Annotated in this window: 8 protein-coding genes; 2 read left to right on the top strand and 6 right to left on the bottom strand. The window is 58.3% G+C overall.

What is annotated here, in order from left to right; all coding sequences use genetic code 11:
* Nucleotides 1-42 precede the first annotated feature (42 nt).
* Nucleotides 43-2,790 (bottom strand): right-handed parallel beta-helix repeat-containing protein, encoded by a 2,748-nt coding sequence (locus ETAA8_RS32665; RefSeq protein WP_145099139.1) that lies wholly within the window; start codon nucleotides 2,788-2,790, stop codon nucleotides 43-45.
* Between the two features lie 401 nt (nucleotides 2,791-3,191).
* Here ETAA8_RS32665 and ETAA8_RS32670 point away from each other — a divergent pair, with 401 nt between their 5' ends.
* Nucleotides 3,192-3,644, top strand: a complete 453-nt coding sequence (locus tag ETAA8_RS32670; RefSeq protein ID WP_145099142.1) for a DUF4304 domain-containing protein — start codon at nucleotides 3,192-3,194, stop codon at nucleotides 3,642-3,644.
* A 36-nt stretch (nucleotides 3,645-3,680) separates the two neighbouring features.
* Nucleotides 3,681-4,376 (top strand): hypothetical protein, encoded by a 696-nt coding sequence (locus ETAA8_RS32675; RefSeq protein WP_145099145.1) that lies wholly within the window; start codon nucleotides 3,681-3,683, stop codon nucleotides 4,374-4,376.
* Nucleotides 4,377-4,538: 162 nt separating this feature from the next.
* Here the strand turns inward: ETAA8_RS32675 and ETAA8_RS36045 are convergent, their stop codons facing one another.
* From ETAA8_RS36045 to ETAA8_RS32695, 5 genes are all read right to left on the bottom strand, one after another.
* A complete protein-coding gene (locus ETAA8_RS36045; protein WP_449224060.1) occupies nucleotides 4,539-4,853 on the bottom strand; it encodes a DUF7716 domain-containing protein in 315 nt (104 codons plus the stop codon).
* Between the two features lie 36 nt (nucleotides 4,854-4,889).
* The gene (locus tag ETAA8_RS32680) at nucleotides 4,890-5,432 is read right to left on the bottom strand and encodes an RDD family protein (RefSeq protein ID WP_145099148.1); all 543 of its coding nucleotides are present in this window, start codon (nucleotides 5,430-5,432) and stop codon (nucleotides 4,890-4,892) included.
* A 524-nt stretch (nucleotides 5,433-5,956) separates the two neighbouring features.
* Nucleotides 5,957-6,502 (bottom strand): hypothetical protein, encoded by a 546-nt coding sequence (locus ETAA8_RS32685; RefSeq protein WP_145099151.1) that lies wholly within the window; start codon nucleotides 6,500-6,502, stop codon nucleotides 5,957-5,959.
* Between the two features lie 503 nt (nucleotides 6,503-7,005).
* Nucleotides 7,006-7,320, bottom strand: a complete 315-nt coding sequence (locus tag ETAA8_RS32690; RefSeq protein ID WP_202921415.1) for a transposase family protein — start codon at nucleotides 7,318-7,320, stop codon at nucleotides 7,006-7,008.
* 194 nt (nucleotides 7,321-7,514) lie between these two features.
* Nucleotides 7,515-17,882, bottom strand: a complete 10,368-nt coding sequence (locus ETAA8_RS32695) for a choice-of-anchor I family protein (RefSeq protein ID WP_145099156.1) — start codon at nucleotides 17,880-17,882, stop codon at nucleotides 7,515-7,517.
* Nucleotides 17,883-18,117: the final 235 nt, after the last annotated feature.

Here is an 18,117-nt window from a genome sequence, read left to right on the forward strand (position 1 = left end):
TTGGGGAGAAGCCGTTGGCGAGTCATTTCATGACTCGCACTCTCAGTCACGGAGTGACTGAGTTACGGTGAGGGGATCGCGCAGCACATTCTCCAGAATTCTATATTGCGATTCGTAACTCGCTTCTCGTTCGACCGTTTCCTTTCCTCGACCTTCTGGCAACGCAGCAGCGGGGCTGAAGCCGACGTAAATGAGCGCACCCTTGCCGATCGGTTGTCGATAGAGAATCGCCTGCGTTTTGCCAGCGCCGATCAAGCGTTCGCCAGCTTCCGCCGAGAGTGGCAAGTGATTCGCGGCTTGCAGCCAGGCTTGCTCCGAACTTGCCGGCAGGTGAGCGAGCCACGGATGCTTCGGTTGGAGCACTTCGTAGCCGGCCGCCTTGGCGTTTTTCACCAGCTTGAGGTTCTCTCCCAACCAGAGTTTGCCTTCGAGGGCCGCGAACAAATCGAGCCGGTCGCGCATCAGCACGAGCACGCCGCCGCTGCGCAGGTACTCATCAACGAGCTTGAGATCGTCGGGCGAGAACGCCGTCGTCGCGACTTTCGCGCGCCCCAAACTACCGTCGTAAGCAACCAGATCATACTTTTTGAACTCCGTGGGCGAGATCCATTCTCGTTCGACGGCGGTTAAATCAGCACCTTGCTTGCGCAAGGCAAATTCAACCAGCGGAGCGTCGAAGGCGGGATAACCTTGCACGAGGAGAACTCTCTTGGCTTTGCTCTTCGGTTGCGACGACTCTGTCCGGACAAGACTCGAGACAGGAGCCTCCAGCCGCGTACTCACGGGTTGGCCGAGTACATTCCAGCGCCCCTGAATGCCAATCGACCAAGGTTCCATGCCCAGCGGAATTGCCCCGCGATCGGGCCCCCCTTCATCTTTCAGGCTGGCAAGCGCTGGCCAGGCCTTCGGCAACTCGACGCCACTGTTCACTGCGGGGCTATCAGCACTCAAGCGAACGTCAGCCACTTCGCGCCAATCGCTGGCATACTTCACAAAGCCCGGCGCTTGGTGCAGGTCATTGGCGGTCCAGCCTGGCGCGTAACGCTGCTGGCTAGCGGCGAAGGCCGGTGAGCGGCGGAACTTGTCGAACAGCGCGGGGAGCTTATCGCCGTCGGTCAAACTCCAAGCCAGGTTGCCATCGGCCACGAAGGAAGTCTCCGCCGGGGGCAACGTTCCACCCACCAAACCTTGCGACTGGCAAACGATGTTATTCAGCACCCAGCGCTCGGTGCCGTGGCTCATCGCGCGACCGAGGCCATCGGTCAGGTAGTCGTAGCGCGGCGGATCGACTACCAAAAACGTGTTGTGATAGATCTTCATCGACTCCCACGCGGGGCTGCCGTGATCGCCACCGAAGCGGCCGAATGAATTCAACTCTTGCACATCGTCCGGACCATTGGGCCAGCGATAATGCACAGGCTGGCGAAAATCAAACACGTTCCGCGCGATGGTCAGCCCCAGCCCAAGTTGCTTGCGGCTCTCGGGCAGCACTTTCTGCCGGCCATGACCGACGCCGAAGGCGAACGTGGTGAGAATGCGAGCAAAGCGGTTGAAGGTCACTTCCGTATTGCCGCCCCACACCGAGCCGTCGTAGGCCGTGGCCGAAGTGACAAAGATGCCGTCGTCGCTGATGTTCGCGACCAGGTTGTGGTGGAACTTCGTATTCCGCACACTGCCCAGAAAGATGCCGTCGACACTGTCGGTGAATTCGCAATTCGCGATCTCAAAATCCGAACTGTCGTCGCCGGTGGGAGACCAACGGCTGGCCGAGAAGAGCCGCGCTTCGACCGAGCGATACTTCAAGCTGCCGCGAAAAGTCCAGGGTGCCGCAATGCCGCGGACAGCGCTGTTGGTCATCAGCAGGCCCTGAGTATCGGTGGCCAGCATCGCCGTATTGCCGCCGTGAATGCTCAGCCCATCGAGGTGAATGTTCTGGCAATTGTGAATGTGCAGGGCCGATTGCACCGAGCCGCGCAAGGCCAAATCTTGCAGCACGATCCACGAGCAGCCCGTCAGTGAGAGGGGCGAATGTTCCCAGCCTGCGGTGACGACGAGCGGCAGTTTGCGAGGGTCACTTTCACCGCGATAGTTGTTCTCACCGAGGCCCGGCAATGTCGTCGGAGCCAGTCGGCAGTGAATGCGCTCCGTCTCTTCGTGAAAGAAGAGGCCGGGTCCGCAATAGACGAACGAATCTTTGCCGACTTTATTGTCGACGTTCCACCAAGGATTGTCCGTCTGCAAATCGCCGTGCAGGTTGTACCCATGCAGCGGAATCCACGAATCACCGAAATGCCCCATCGCATTCGTCGCCCCCGCCCGAATTTTGAAATCGGGATACGACTTCGTTGAACGATATTCGCCCGCGACGTTGCCGACCACCGGTTCCCAGGCAGTGGCTGGCGAATCATAAAACTCGCGCAGGCCGCCATCGATGACAACGAACTCGCCCGGGTAACTCCGAATGGTGATGGGCTGGCTTGCAGTCCCGCTGCGAGTGAGTTCAACGTGTTCGTAGTAGGTGCCAGCGCGGAGGACCAGCGTCTCGCCCGCCTGCAGCTGATTCACCGCATGCTGCACCGTCTGCCACGGAGCCTGCTCGGTTCCCGCTGCTGTATCCTTGCCCAGCTTGGCATCGACAAACTTCGCCGGACCTTTGCCGAGTGGACGAGCACTCGCCTGCGGCAAAGGACGAGCCGGCGGATGTGAAGCAAACCTGGCCGGCTCAGCTGCCGCGAGCAACTGACCCAGCGCGCAGCAAAGCAACAGGCTCAAACAGTTCGTAGCACGCATGGCGTGATCCTTCGGCGGGAGAACTTTTTAGGCGGGATTGGCCGCTTGCAGCAGACTGGCAAGCTGGCCGCATTCTAAGAAAGACGCACCGCCAGTGCCATTTATTTCTCGCCACCTTGCCGCGCTGCCTTTTCGGGTGCCACTGGCATCCTGCCAGTGCTTGTATCTCAGCTCGATCAAGCCCGGCTCGATGCGGCTCAAGAGCTATTTTGGCAGCGGGTGAGCTTGTCATTCAGTCGCCGCTCTGAGGTGACAATCACCAGGCCTCGTCACGAGCAATCAACCGGTGGCAATGCTTCACGCCTGTGGCAAAATGGATCTTGTTCCGCAAATGGCCTGGCTGAATCTGTTTACACTTCAGCACTGGCAGGATGCCAGTGGCACCCAAGGGGTCCCAGTGAATGAAGACGATCATTGAAACCGTGCTCGACGAAGTCCTTTCGGATGAGGGGTACCGCAAGCACGGCAAGACGTGGTATGCGATGTTGGCCGACGTAACGCATGTGATCAAACTCCAGCGATCTCGTTTTGGAAACCAGTACTACATCAATGTCTGTGTCTGGTTGGGGCCACAAGCGGAAGGCAAGCTGCCCAAAGAACACGAATGTCACTTGCGGAGTCGGGTAGAGGAGTTCAGCAAGGCGAGTCTGGACGCGATGCTGGATCTGGACAACCAGCGAGTCACGGACGAGAAGCGGTCGACCACGCTTCGCAGCACTTTACAGAAATCAGTATTGCCGGTCCTGGAAAAGATGGGCAGCATTGAGGCAGTTACCAAGCTTCATAAGAGAAAGCAATTGGGCGCCTTTGCGATCACGGCGGAGGCTTTTCCGCTGATCGGAAGTCCACATTAAAACTGTATTCGCAAGCGAATAAGCGAGCTTTTAGCGATGATTCTGCTCGATTTAGCTATCGGACATGTTGCCATCGACGGTCACGAGCCTGAGATAAGATCGCGTCGATTGCAGTTGAATTTTGTCTCGGCACCGATTGCGGCGCTCTTCCACCGCATGTTGCCGACGCCGTTCAAAATCAACTGCAACAAAATTGTTGTCGATCTCGTGTCATCGGCCTCTGGGGATTCTCGCCCAACGCATCAACTAAACGTCACCACGATCCCCTGGTCGTGGTCGCAGGCTGAATACGAGCATGCTTCTCCATTCGAACAGGAGCGGATGATCGCCAGGGGACTTCGTGACGCACTTGGCTGGGGAGCAAAATTTGAGAACTGGCCCGTGAGTGCGTTCGAAGCTGCCTACGTTGCCAGCGAACTACTCCATTTCGTGAATGAGTGGCATCTGTTTCGCGGCCAGTGGTTCACCGCTCCCGATCGAAATCGGAAGGCCAGAGTGTTCAGCCGCTACGACGAGCACGGCATTGCGCTCGAACTTGAAGTAGCCGAGAAGTCAACCAACTACACGCACGTCACGAGGTATCCTCTCACGCAGATTACCTCGGGCATGTACGGCTTGCACTGCGTGGCAAAATCGCTGAAGTGGATCTCGTCGAGCAAGATTCGGCTGGTGGGAATGACGCCATCTGAGTCGATCGATGTCGCAATCAAACTGAAAACGCCGCGAAAGTAGAATCGGACCTGACGTATGGGGCAGAGTATGTGCGCCAATGGCAGTCCAGTGGCAAGATAGCCCTTGCTCCGCGAATGGCCTGGCTGAATCTGGCTACACTTCAGCACTGGCAGGATGCCAGTGGCATCCAAAACAGTGCCAAGCCGATAGTGCTACCGACTGCTACTTGATCGATATGAATGCATCATGCTTGTAGAAGAACATAAACGCATCCAGGAGTTCGTCTAGTGTCAGAACTGGTTTCTGTTGCTTTGCGTTGGCAACGATATCCTGACCACTGCTCACCCCTAGGGCATATCTCAGACAATTAGTTCGTGCGATATCCGGCTCCTCACCTTCTTCGTAATCATCTGCACTCCATACGGCGAGCGTTGAGTTCAAAGACCACGGTTTGTTCGCTGGAAGGTAGATTGCTTCGTTCCACGGAAAGTCGTCCGGTGACTGAAGGAACTGCGACAAAGTAATCAATCTGTCCACGATCGTAGCCCTGGCTCTCGGCCTCCATCCCAGTTTTTACCCCCGGATCACGCGGGTGCCGCTGAGGGTGTCGTGCCAACCGCGGGGTTCTTGGGAGGTGAGGAACGAGAAGGCTTCGAACGGGATGTAGCGGGCGGCGGTGCGGCCGAGGAATTGACCGATAGAGGGGCGACCGCCATCCATCGAGATGACCTTGGTGCCGGTGAGCAACTTGCCGACCGTTTTCTGGCACAAAGCTTCGAGCAGAAAGAAATAGGAGAAGCCGACGATCAGTCCCAATAAGAAGCCCATGGCTTGTAAGGTGGCCTGGTCCTGCTCCGTAAACTGCCCACTACCCTTGGCGACCACGTAGACGATGCCCAGGACGACGCCAGCGCCGTAAGACAAGACGGTCAGTACGACGTTGTCGATGATGAGATTCAGAAATCGTCGTATTCCTGACGCGTTTGGCGCGCTCGCGTCGGTGGCGATGGCCTCGACCGCGAACGTCGGATCTGCGCTGGGGCTGGCGTAAGGATTGGGAACTTGCTCACGATAAACTCTCACGTCTAGCAAAAGTACGAATACAACCTTTGCCATACTGTAACACCTAAGAGCGGCGTTTGTAGTAGCACGCGCAGTTTGACTTACGTCGCAAAACCGCAAAAGGGGGGGGCAACAATGGGGTCGATTGTTGAACAGTGGATAGCGCAACTCTCGGGTTTGGCTGGGTGTTGGTGTCCAACTATCGAGTGATAGTTGGACAAGTTGGTTGAAATTGGTGCCACGCAAATCGGCGCAAGTGGAGTTTGGCTGGGATGACCACTGCGCAAACTAAAGGCCACATCGGGTGGATGTGGCCTGCTGGGTGCGCAGCAATCGCCTCTTCATCACGGCTAAAGATTCCGGCTAAAGCTACGGAGATGCCTGCAAGCGCATCGGTGGAGCGGCAGACGCGGTCGCGTTTGCCGCGGAGTTTATCTTTGAGAGACGTATCCCCTGGCAAGCCGGACACTGTCAAGCTTCGCAACGTGCTGAAGTCTGGGGCGCCTGTCGCTGGCGGGTTCTAAAAACGGCACCGTATTGATCGCTATTGCCTGACACGGGATGTGGGCAGAACTCGGCTAATCGTCGTCGTTGCTGTGCTTCTTATCTGGGTCGCGCCAAAGGGGGTAATTGTCTTTGTCTCGCAGAAGAATTTCGCGATCGCCGAGGTACAAGGTCTTGGCAAGCAGCAGTGGCCGACCATTCACGACGATTCGTGAACCGGTTACCATCAGCTTATCGGTGATTTGCAAATCGAAGTCCGAATTGAACATATACTTGGTTGTGCCGGCCAGCACGTCAATGAAATCGCCACCCGGCTGAAGTTTGACAATGACTCCGGTGTGGTCTCCGTCGAGCCTGACGTACCTCTTGCCCAGGACTACGTCGCGGATCGTAATTTCGGTCGCAGGATCGTAACGAAGGTCGAGATCCGGAGTGACTCGGTTAGCTGCGGTGACCGTTGGTCTGTCGGGGCCAGTGCGATCGACAATCGTGACCCGCTTGATGTCGCCTGGCTGCGGCGCGTTCACGACGACTCGTTGCGGTACGGGCCCCACCGCTGGTACGACGTCATTCTCGCGGAACACCTCGTGGTCGAACACGGCCTGAGGTTCGGGTGTCATTGGCCGGTCGCAACCTACGGATGCCAGAGAAATTGAAGCAATCAGCGTCGTAATTGCGGTTATGGATGCGCGCATATCAAAACCTCCTGCTGGCAGTGCTACTCGCGGTAGTGTGTAACTCACCTATCCCACGGGTAGCAACTGACGGAAAGGGTTAGCAACTCTCGTTCCGTTTTTCGCTGGGGTTCGCAAATGTTAAGTCGGAAGTGGAAGTTGGAAGGCACCTCTGCCGCGCGGACGCGGCGGCTGCCGTTGGGCAATTCCATCTTTATGCGTGAAGTGGACTCCGTTTTTCGGACCACGGGGATAGATGGTGAAAGGGAGTTGGATCGACGAGAACTGTAGGCAGCGCGTCGTCGCCTAAATGTTCAATTGCTTGGCTGCCGGAACTCTCGTTGGCCTCCTTCGTGAAATGCCGAATCACTATGAACTCGGTTAGTTATATATCCGACGCAACCAAGCGATTGATGACTTCACCATGCCTGCGGAACTGCGGTCGGCCTTTATTCAGATGGAACGAGCACCTGCTGAATCCAGGTAGGAAAGGCTTTGGAAAATGACGACAGATCGCACTTGGCCAAAGACCGACAGATCGTCGTCGCATGGGGCGGCTGCTCTCGATCGAAGCCCAGCGGTTCGCGAAGCTGTTCCCAATGCTCGGTCGCCCAGCGATTGAGAACCTCCATCTCTCGGATACGTGCGAGCAGTCCTAAAAGCACCAAAGCCAGGATGCTCTCGATCGGATGCCGAACACCATGCGGCTTCCGCGGATCTTTCACCTGTGCAATCACCCGAACCAATGACTCCATCGCAATCATGGGCGACCTCATTGCAGAATGTCTCCCTGCAATGAAACCCGCGCTACCGCAGACTCACCCACTACCCAACCATAGCCCGCAAAGTTCGCTTAGAAGACTTCGCAGGTCGCCTGCCAAAAGGTGCTGCCTGCACTTCTCCACCGCAGGACGATGCGCGCGAACGACGAAGCTATCCAGACTCATCGCAGTAGAGATTAGATCAGTCGGACGTCAGGTCCTGTGGCGGGGTTGTTGAAGTCGTTGGGGCCGGGGGCGGTGAGGGATTCGTCGGCCATGTCGGCGGCGTCCCAGCTGAAGAGGTCGCTGCCGTTGCCGCCCCAGGCGTCGTCGTCCGAGCCGTCGGGCGCGATGATGGGGAGCAGGGCAAGCACTTCGGGCGGTGGTGCAGCGGCGTTGGAGTTCAGCTGCCAGGCCGTCAGGAGTGCGAGCAGGGCTGCATCGTTATCCATTGGGTCGCTGTAGGTGTTCGCCGCATAGGTCATCGTGTTGGGAGCCGAAGTCCAGGTGCTGTTCTCTTCACCACCCAGCCCACCGGTGATCAGCAGGTCGTTGCCGTCCCCACCCGAGAGCGTGTCGCTCCCCGTGCCACCGATTAGCACGTTGTTCCCCGAGTGACCCAGCAGCCAATCGTTACCGTCGCCGCCCGACAGCAGGTCGTTGCCGCTGTTGCCTTGCAGCGTATCGTTGCCGCTGTAGCCATACACCCGGTCGTCTCCGGCCCCGGCATCGACGCTGTCGTTACCAGCCCCGGCATGGATGTAGTCGTTGCCCCCACCGGAGTTCACCACGTCGTGGCCACCACCGGCATAGATCACGTCGGCTCCGTTGCCCGAACTGATCGAGTCGTTACCGTCGTTCGGGCCTTGGAAGTCCTGCGGAGTCGGGTCGCCCGGATTCGTCGGCGCGTTATCCCCCCAGATCACGTTCTGGCCTTCGCCACCTGTGATCTGATCGTTCCCGTCGCCACCCACCAGCCAGTCGTTGTTCGAGCCCCCCGCCAGCGAATCGTTGCCCGCTTCGCCATAGAACACGGCCGGGATCTTGGCCGTGGTCTGCGACATCGTGTCGACTCCGTTGCCGCCGTACAGCACGGCCTTGCCCGGCACGTTGTAGTTCATGATCGCGCCGCCGATGCGCACCCGCACCTGATGCGGAAGCGCGGCCGTGGCATTGGCCGAGATCTGCATCAGGTCGTTCCCCGTGGTCCCGCGGCCGAACACGTCGCCGATCTGCACGCCCGTCAGCTTGCCGTTGTCGACCAGGTTGAGGTCTTCGATGCTGACCCAACTGAAGGGGGCCGTGTTGGCGCTGAGGACGTTCCCCGACGAACCGGCTCCCACGATCATCGCCGTGTTCTTCGGCACGTCCGTGACATCCAGGTTCAGCACATCGCCGACCGTATCGCCGGCCTGATTGAGCGCCGGTACCGGATCGCCACCGTCGATGAAGATGGTGCTTCCCCCCGCAGTCGCGGCCGTGGTCGGACGAATCAGCCGCGTCGTGGCGGGGACGGCTAGGCCCACGTGCATGGCTCCCGTGTTCCCGATGACCGGGGCCGGAGTTTCGCCGAAGATATCTTCACCATCGTTGCCGTACAGACTGATCGTCCCCACGCCGCTGGCCACGCGGGTGAACGGTAGCTCCGTCACCGGGGTGACCCCGCCCCATTGGTTCGACGTGAAGAGGAGGAACTGATCGTCGCCGTCGAAACCACGCAGGGCCACCGTGTTCAGGTCGTGCGGCACATTGGTCGGGGTGAACCGGCCGTCGATCGTGTCGCCCCCTTGCGTGCCCGTGTAATCGAAGCTGTCGATGTTGCGGAACGTCACCCCGCTGGCGTTGATTCCCGTCACCGCATAGTCCGCATTCATCCCGCCGGCTGCAGCAATCAGCACGTTCGGGTCAGCGGTCGTGTCACCACTGTCGATGATGAACAACTGATCGTTGTTGTTCGCTAGGTTGGCGTCTTCTCCGTCGACCACCACCGGGCCGGCAATGTCGTCGACCGTCAGGCCCGGACCCGCGAGGAAGAACTGATCGCTGCCCAGACCACCGAGCAGCGTGACCAGTCCGGTGTTCGAACTGGTGCTAAGGACGCGGAGCGTATCGGCGAGGCCGTCGTCCGTTGGACCACCGAAGCCGGTCGGATTGCTGCCGTCGAGCACGATGGTCGGGTTATTCGTCTGACCGCTGCCGAAGCTGGTCAGCGTCAGCGTGTCGCTGCCCCGCAGGCCGTAGACTTCGAAGCTGCTGAAGTTATCGCCGCTGAAGTCGAACGGCGTGTAACCGGTCGGCTGGACGCGGGTCTCACCACCACCGTTATCGGTCGTGTTGATCGTGTTGCCTGACAGGTCGCCCAAGATCTGCAGCCCACCGGCCGTGGCATTGAAGCCCGCCCGATTCACTTCGCTGACGCTGGTGAAGTAGGTGATCAGCGTGTTCGCCGGATTGGTCGTGCTGATCTCGCCGTCGTTCGCAGCAGTTCCCGAGCCACTGCCGATGCCGTACACCTGGGCGGTGCTGGCCAATCCCAGGTTGAACGTCAGCACATCGGTGCCTGCACCGCCGGTGAACAAGAACTCCGGCGTCCCCACCACGTTTGGATTATTCGTTACCCCAGGCACCGTGCCGACGAAGTCGGGCAGGCCCGTGCCGGTGTCGAACACTTCGACCGAGTCGTTCTGCCCGCCGCCGCGAATCTCCAGCGAGTTGATCGTGGCCAGGGTGCCGGTGTAGAAGTTGCCGGTGACCGGGCCCGTCCCCAGGCGATTGATCACCAGGTCGGCTCCGACCCGCTGCATCGTGAGTTGATTGTTGACCCCGTTATAGACCGGCGTGAGATCAATCAGCAGGTTCAGCGGACCGCCGGTCACGTCCTGCTCTTCGATGCTGACGTAGGTCACCGGGTCGAGCGCCGGATTGGCGGTCGGCGCGAACGAGAAGCCGCCGCTCCCCACGTCGCTGACCGTTTGCACGGTGAGTGCCGGGACCGTGATCACCAGGCGATCGCCGTCGGCCGTGCCGTGCGGCGCGTTGCCGTTCACGCTGAACGAGGTCGTTGTCTGCGGGTCGAAGTCGAACGTGTCGTAGTCGTCGCCGCCGTTTAAGAACGTCGTGCCAGCGCCGCCGTTGACAGTGATCACACCATTGATCGTCACCGTCCCACCGCTTCCCGGCGCAACTTCTCCGACTCCATTCGACTCCCCATCGCCCGCATCCACATTCACGGTCACCTGCGTCGCCGCCGTCACATCTCCATTCAACAACGCATCGTCACCCGCATTGAGCGTCACACTGCCACCGGAGGAGGTGATGTTGAAGGTAACGGGAAGCGTGAGATTGTCGGTAGCCCCTGCATCGCCGGTGCTGAGGACAATATCGCCGGTCGCATTGACGCTGCTGGTTCCCGAACCGGTGACCGTGCCGATGGTGAGCGCGTCCAGGTCCGTGTAGTTGAGCGTGCCCGTGACGTTGGCGGCCAGGGTGGCAACGTTGTTGGCCGCATTGGTCAACGTGACATTGCCAGTGACCAGTAGTTCCAAGCCGCCAGCGGTAATGTCATCGCCGGCAATCTGAGTGACTGTGCCGATCACCGCCAGAGTCAAGTCGCCAGCGCCCAGGGCCACATCGTCGTCGAGCAGCAAGTTGCCGCCGAGTGTGGAGAGTCGCACGTCGTTGCCGCTGCTGGTGATGCCGCTGACACTGTTACCGAGCACATCCACGGTGCCCACCGTCAGAGCGTTCACATCGGTATAGCTAATCGTCCCCGTGACATTGGCGGCAATCGTCGTTACATCATTGCTGGGGTTATTGAGCGTGAACGGCCCGGCCCCCGTCAGTTGCAAGCCGGTGGCGGTGATGGCCGCGGTCTGGGTTACGGCCGCACTCGAATCAATCCGGAAGTCACCTGCTCCGGTCGCTACCGGCTGGCTGATCGTCAGCCCTGCGCTATGCAGCGCCACATCTGCCGTGCTGGTGATGCCGACCGTGTTGACGGTGCCGACAATCAGACCGGTCGAGTCGGTGTAGTCGATAGTATCCGTGGTATTGGCGGCAAGCGTGCCGACATTGTTGGCGGCATTGTTCAAGGTAAACGAGCCCGCACCAAGCAGTTCCAAGCCGCCGGTGGTGGTGATGGCTCCGGTCTGGGTGACCGCGCCCCCCGCGCTGAGGCTGATGTTGCCACTGCCGCTAATGAGACCGCCGGCACTGATCTCTACGCCGTTGGTTTCAGTAATAAAGATGTTGCCCGTGGTAGTAACAACCGCGCTAAGGTTAGCCACGTTAGTCAGCAGTCGGTCAGCCAATGTGCCGATGCCGGCATTGGCGGTGGCAACGAGCGAGGTAGCGACGACATCGGTAGTGGCGGCACCTGGTGAAGTTATCGCGCCGAGGTTGGCATCCAGATCGACGGAGCCCGTCACGTCGGTGACGGTCAGCGTGCCGCCATTCAATATGATCGATTGGGAATCGATCTCGATATCGACAGTGGCAGCCAAAGCGTCGCCGGTGAATCTGACGTTGCCGTCTACTCGAACGAAGTCAGTCCCTGTGCCCGTCTCAATCTGCAAGCGGGCGTTCGCGTGCAGATTGTCAGCACTGGTAACAATGACTGAGTCGTCGCCGTCGTTGGCAGTCGTGTCAATGACCAGCAAGTCGTTGTTGAAGAAGTGACCGGACTCGATCAAGGTGGCGGTCAGGCCAGTGGTGCCAGTGACGACCAAGGCATCGATCGTTCCTGTGGCCGAGTCTTTGCCGTTGGTGATAGTCAGCGCGTCGTTGGTGCTGGCTGCCGGAGTGGCCAGCGTCGCGACCGCCATGCCGCTGATGTCGACAGGTTCCAGGTCGGCGAACGTGATTGTGCCACCTGTTGCGCCAGCGACGGTGACAACGCCACTTCCAAAAGTGGTGGCGCTCGGAGTGTAGGTGGTGCTCAGCGTGCGGACCAAGCGAGTGTCTTCGACCACGAGCACGTCGCCAAACGTCTGCGGGGGATTAAATGGAGGTTGGTTCGGTGTAACCAGCGGATCATTGGCTTGCGTTCCGCCGTCATAAACGATGCCGCCACTTGGAATCGGATCGGGTGATACATCGCTGTACTGGACAATTAATATGTCATCACCGCCCGCACCGAGGACATTGAGCGCGGGAATGGGGCTGACGAAGTTTGCGGTGATAGTGCCGTTGGTATTCGTGCGAGTGACAGTAAATGTGGTGCCGTCGCCAGTGACGACAAACGTATCGGCCAGATGCGTTCCAGCCAAGAGCGGCTGGCTGCTAAGCACTACGTCGTTTCCATCCCCACCGGCATAGCTGATGAACAGGCTTTGCCCATTCAGGGTTACGGCAGAACCTTCGGGCAGCTGATCGAAGGTGCCAACAACTGGATCTGCCCCGTTGTTTGTGATGAGTACAATTTGTTGCAGCGTTCCAGGATTCGGAACAAATGAGCCAATCACTTGCAACTCGGCTCCGCCCAAGTCGACCACGCCGGTCACTTGAGTTTGGTCGTGCTGTGTTCCTGGTGTGAGGCCGTTGATTTCAAACTGCGCAGTGTTCTGAACGACGCTGAACCAGGATGTCGTGTTGCTAAGTTCGTTGGCCACGACCACGCCCGGCAAACCGAATGGACTGGCCGCAGCAGGAATGAAGGTGATGCCTTCCGGAGCGAAGTCGGTTCCGCCAGCCATGTAGTCAACGTATACGGGCTTCAGCGGATCGGTGATATCGAAAACGGCTAATCCACCGGTTCGTTCTAAGCCAACGAAAGCCAGCGTGCGTCCTCCGACGACTCCCAGTGTGACGGCTTCCGGCTCAGGACCTTTGTTATCGCTACGGGTGTCAAACGAACCGGGGGAACTATCTTGGTTGCTGTTGAAGAGGGTTGGAATGAGCTGTGCGGTGATTCGCTCCAGCTGGTCGCCGCTGTCCCACACTAGCGCGCCGCTGGCATCCCAAATGCTGAACGAGCGGGCACCGAAGAGATCAATCCGTTCGTAGGCCGCATCGCCATCCAAATTGCCGGTGGCGCTACTTACCGTCAAACGCCCCAAGTTCTGATTCAGCTTGAGTGTGCTGGCGTTGGGAAACACCGCGGTATCGAGACCATATCCCCCATTGCCGACGCGAATCTCTTCCACGAAACCGCCGTAGTCGCGGGCATCGCCTTCATTCGCGGTCACATAATACGTTTGCCCAGCCACCGAATAGGCGCTAATGGCGTCAGGCTGATACATGCCAAAAACGGGCCAGTTGCGGATATTGATGGTGCCCGCGCTGAAGCCTGGGGCAAGATCGCGATCGCTTGCGTCGAAGCCGTTGCCAGGCAAGCTGTGATTCTTCAGGCCCAGCGAAACAATGTTGGTGAACGTGTTCGTAGTCAGGTTCAGTACCGCGAAGGCGTTATTTTCCTGCAGAGTTACAAATGCCTGCGTGCCATCTGGCGAGACGGCGATGTATTCCGGCTCGAAGTCGCGGCTCACACTGGTCGAGTCGGTTGGATCGGGAGTACTCGGGTCCGGTCCAAAGATGCGAACACCAGCGGCCTGCAGCGCGGCCTTCTGTCCATCGAACGCAGTGAAGTCGACAGTTATGGACGAACCTGAAGCAACGTTCGCAACCGTCAGCGGAGCGAAACCAGGGACACTAAAGATCGTGACCGAACCGAGGGGATCGTTGTTGCCCACAAGGTAGCTATCCGGCTCTCCTTCGTTGGCTGACAAAACGCGCGTGCCGTCAGGCGAGAAGGTGAGCATGTCGGGCAGCGCACCGGCCGGCGCGGTATGCAGCAGGGCGAGTGTCGCCGCATTGAAGAATCGAATCGTGCCGTTTTTCTGCTTAACGGTGTCTTCGACCGCTACCGCAACTAGGCCGTTACGTACTGCGACACTGTTTGGTGCGCCGCCGGTGATGGGAATGACACCGATTGGCGCGCCAGTCGTTCCATCGAAGACGGCGATGCCCGCGTTAGGATTGACTACGAAGACGCGATTGGTGACTGCATCGTAGGTGGGGATCTCCGCCCCAGTGCCGGCACTCGTCCATTGCTTGGTCAGACGGTCAAAGCGCAGGTCTCCCGTTTGCAAGATGCCGGGGCTCGCACCGGGCGCTAAGGTGCCGCCGGCAAGCGTTACCGAACCAATGATAATGCCGTTGCCGGGCTGCACGCCGCCGCCAAGTACGCCGCCTTTCACCAACACATTCCCGCCGAGCGTTCCATCGACGTTGAGCCTGCCTTCATTGATTGTGGTGAGGCCGGTGAACATTGAACTCGCAGCTGAAAGCGTGATCGTTCCCGCTCCCACCTTCGTCAGCGGACCAGCGCCCGAAAGAACTCCGCTGAGCGTATGTGAGGCGGCAGCCGACGGAACATCAATGACGCCACCGCCGGCATTAATGCTGAATGGCTTGGCATAGGTCAGAGCCCCGGTACTGGTCAGCCTAAGGGTGCCCGCGGTCGTTGCCGTGCCAAGTGAACCGGCACTGGTGGTGATAATCGCCGCGTTCGTGGAAAGCACGCCTTCTTGGATATTTAAGCCGCCGGTGTTGTTGAGGGGAACGCCAGTGATTGTCACCGTGCCAGCGGTGGTCTTGTTGATGACTGCGTCACCTTGGATTACTGTTCCACCGTTGAGGGTGATTGTGCCAGACTCGAAGACGCTGGGGATGGAGCCGGCAATGTCGATGTATCCACTGCGGAGTTCGAGGGAGCCGCCACGCAGATTTAGACCGCCGAACACTTCACTTTCTTCCCACAGAATCTGACCACCGGTGTTGGCGGTGATGTAGGTTGATTCCGGTAGATTTGGGTTTCCTACGCCATTGTTACCGAAAACGTATGTGCCACCATTGTTAGCGACGATGCTGGCAGCGTTGAAGTTGTGCGTGCCGCTGATGTTTTCGCTGCGCAGTGTGCCGCCGTCGTTGATGGTGGCAGTTCCCGTAAAGCCGCTGCTATTGCTGGACTGTCGAATGACGCCGCTGGTGACAAGAATGTCTCCAGCCCCGCTCAAGACATTTGTAACAACTACATTGTCGGTACGATTGAATTCCAAGGTGCCCAAGATCGAGACTGCGCCCGTACCCAGCGATCCGGTTGTGCCGTTGTTGCCAATTCGCAGAGTTCCGGCGCTAATTACCGTCGTATTGTAAGAATTGGCATTCGTGAGGATCGCGATGCCTCCTGCGCCCTTCATCGTGACCGATCCACTTCCCGAGATCTCGTTGGATACGGTGAAAGTGTTGGAGAGATTGAGCCATAAGCCATTCGGCGCGGCAACATTCACGACAACCGGTCCCGAACCGAGCGTGCCGGTAGTGCCTCCATTGCCAACTTCAATTGCGCCGCCGGTGATGGTCGTCGAGCCTTGATAGTCGTTGGCTTGAGTAAGCGACAACAGACCTGCACCAAGCTTAGTCAAGCCACCAGCGCCAGTAATCGGGCCAGTTTGAGTGACCGTGTCATCACTATTGAGCATCAGGCTCGTGGTAGTGCTCGCGCCCGTTAGCACGAAGCCCGTACTGTCGTCGCGCAGACTGACGGTTCCCGCAGCGGGAATACTTATGCTGCTAAAGTTGTTTGTTGCGTTGGTAAGGGTGACCGTGCCGGTGCCAGCGTTGAGCGTTGTCAGGCCAGCAACAGTTACAGGCTGTGTCTGGCCGATCGTTTCAGCAGTGAGTGTCAGCGCATCGGTAATCGATAAAGCTGCGGCATTGAGATTGATGGTGTCATCGCCGCCATCGCCAGCAATGATTAGGTCCGTGTTTGCATTCAGCACGAGGGAGTTGATCGTGAGTGTTTGATTATTCGCACCCAAGTTGATCGTCAGCGCGCCACCGGCAGTGGGAACGGCGAACGATGTGCTTTCAAAGGTCGAGGTTGCGCTTTGCAACTGTGCCTGACCGCCACCCAAATCGCTGAGCGTAATTCCTACATCGGCAGTGCCGGGCAAGTTAAAGGTAACGTTGGCTGCTGTGCCGGAATTCGAAATGGGCTCTAAGCCGGAGTATGTGATTGTGCCGAAGTTCTGCAAAACAATATTGCCCGAACTGGCAGTGGTGTGGTTGTAAACCACATCACCCTGATCTTCGCCAACAATCGCCAACTGGTCACCGGTACCCGTCGTCGGATCGCCACCGTCAAAGCTCAGGCCGGCAGCGGGGATGAAATCTCCGCCAGTCAAATCCAAAGTGACAAGATCGTTGCCGGCCTGCGTGGTGATTTGGATGCTACCGGTAATCGCACTCAGAGGAACACTGACCGAAAACGGGGTCAGCTGCGTCGCGCCGGCTCCCGCATCGAGCGAATTGTTCGGATCGCTAATGATGAGATCTGTGCCTGATACAACAAACGTCAGGTTGTCATTCGAGTTGGCACCATCAACGTCATTCACTAGCAAATTGCCCGAACCATCGATGGAGACATCGCCTGAGCCCGTGATTGGAATGAATACGAAGGAAGCGACTAGTTCGGTGGCGTTAATGTTTTGCAGGGCGGGCGGCGTCGTACTGTCATTCAAGTCACGGGTCTCAATAATCCATTTGTCCCCGCTCGCACCATACGACACGATGTTGTCAACGTTGCCTGCCCCTCCACCGGCACCTGTAAGAAGTAGCACTCCCTTATCGAAACTGAAACCTGGTATGGAGAGTTCATAGGTGCCCGCAGCGGCCAGTTTCGTGATGCTGAAGCCATTGCTGCTCACATCGGCCTCAACGGTGCCGTTGCCGGTAAATCGGCCAAAGAACATATTGTCCGTCAGTTGAGAATTCTTTGGAATGAAAACAAAGGCCAAACCGTCCCGCTCGTAGCTAGTGCCGTTTGTGCCATTGTCGTGCTGATAGATCGTGAACGATCCATCGGTATTGTTAGGTGCTGTTAGAACGAAATTGTCTTCGTTGACTCCGCTGACGGCGATCAAGACTCCGTCAGTTCGCGAATCCTTTCCGGGAATCGTTAATTTGTAAGTACCGTCTGCGTTGTCGACGAACTGCGTTCCGAAGTTGATCCCCGGAGAAGCTGTAAAGGTATCGATAGGACCATCATCTCCGTCTGCGAATCCAGCCGTCCAGCCCACAGAATAAGGGAAGTATCCAGCAGCTACATTGATGTTCCATTCTGTTCCACCAGGGGATTCCGCTACGGGGATAAAGTATCCTCCGGTCACACCATCGCGCGCGACTGCCGCCGTAGCAAACTCTGCCGCTTCCGGTGGTACAGACAGTGGATGAGCTCGATTCAGTTCCCGCACATTCGAGATTAAAACTCCACCAGAAATATCGTCTGCGAGGCTAGGGCCAATCTGCACGAAGTAGTCACCCCGGTTCGAGCCACTTCGGACGGCGAACCCGTTGGCGGCAAGTGGAGCAGTCACGGTAACCGCAGCCGTGGAATTAGCGGTAGTGTTCTGCACGACCTGCAAATTGGCCGCCGGAATGTCGGTAATCGCCATCACCCGGCGAGCTTCGAGCGGTTCGAAAAACATGCGGCGGGGAGAGGCGGTTTTCGATTTCAAGCTGCGGCGGCGCGGAGCGGTAGCTACGACAGGGTGCTTGTTTGGCATCGTATGGTTCGCAGTGGGGAGTTTGTGCGCAGCGGTAGCGCAGGGATACTAGGCCGCTGATGGAGGAGAGAGCCCGATCAGCGATAAAGAAGGAACAACTCAGTCAAGCGACCTGAGCGGTAAGGTTGTGCTAAACAGCCTAGTCGCGCTGGCTTATTTCACAATCCGCAACGCGCTAATCTTCTGTGAAGATTCCGCGAAGGCGTTTTCGGCCACAGAGATGCTACGCGAAAGA

The organism is Anatilimnocola aggregata (genome assembly GCF_007747655.1).
GTDB classification, from domain to species: domain Bacteria; phylum Planctomycetota; class Planctomycetia; order Pirellulales; family Pirellulaceae; genus Anatilimnocola; species Anatilimnocola aggregata.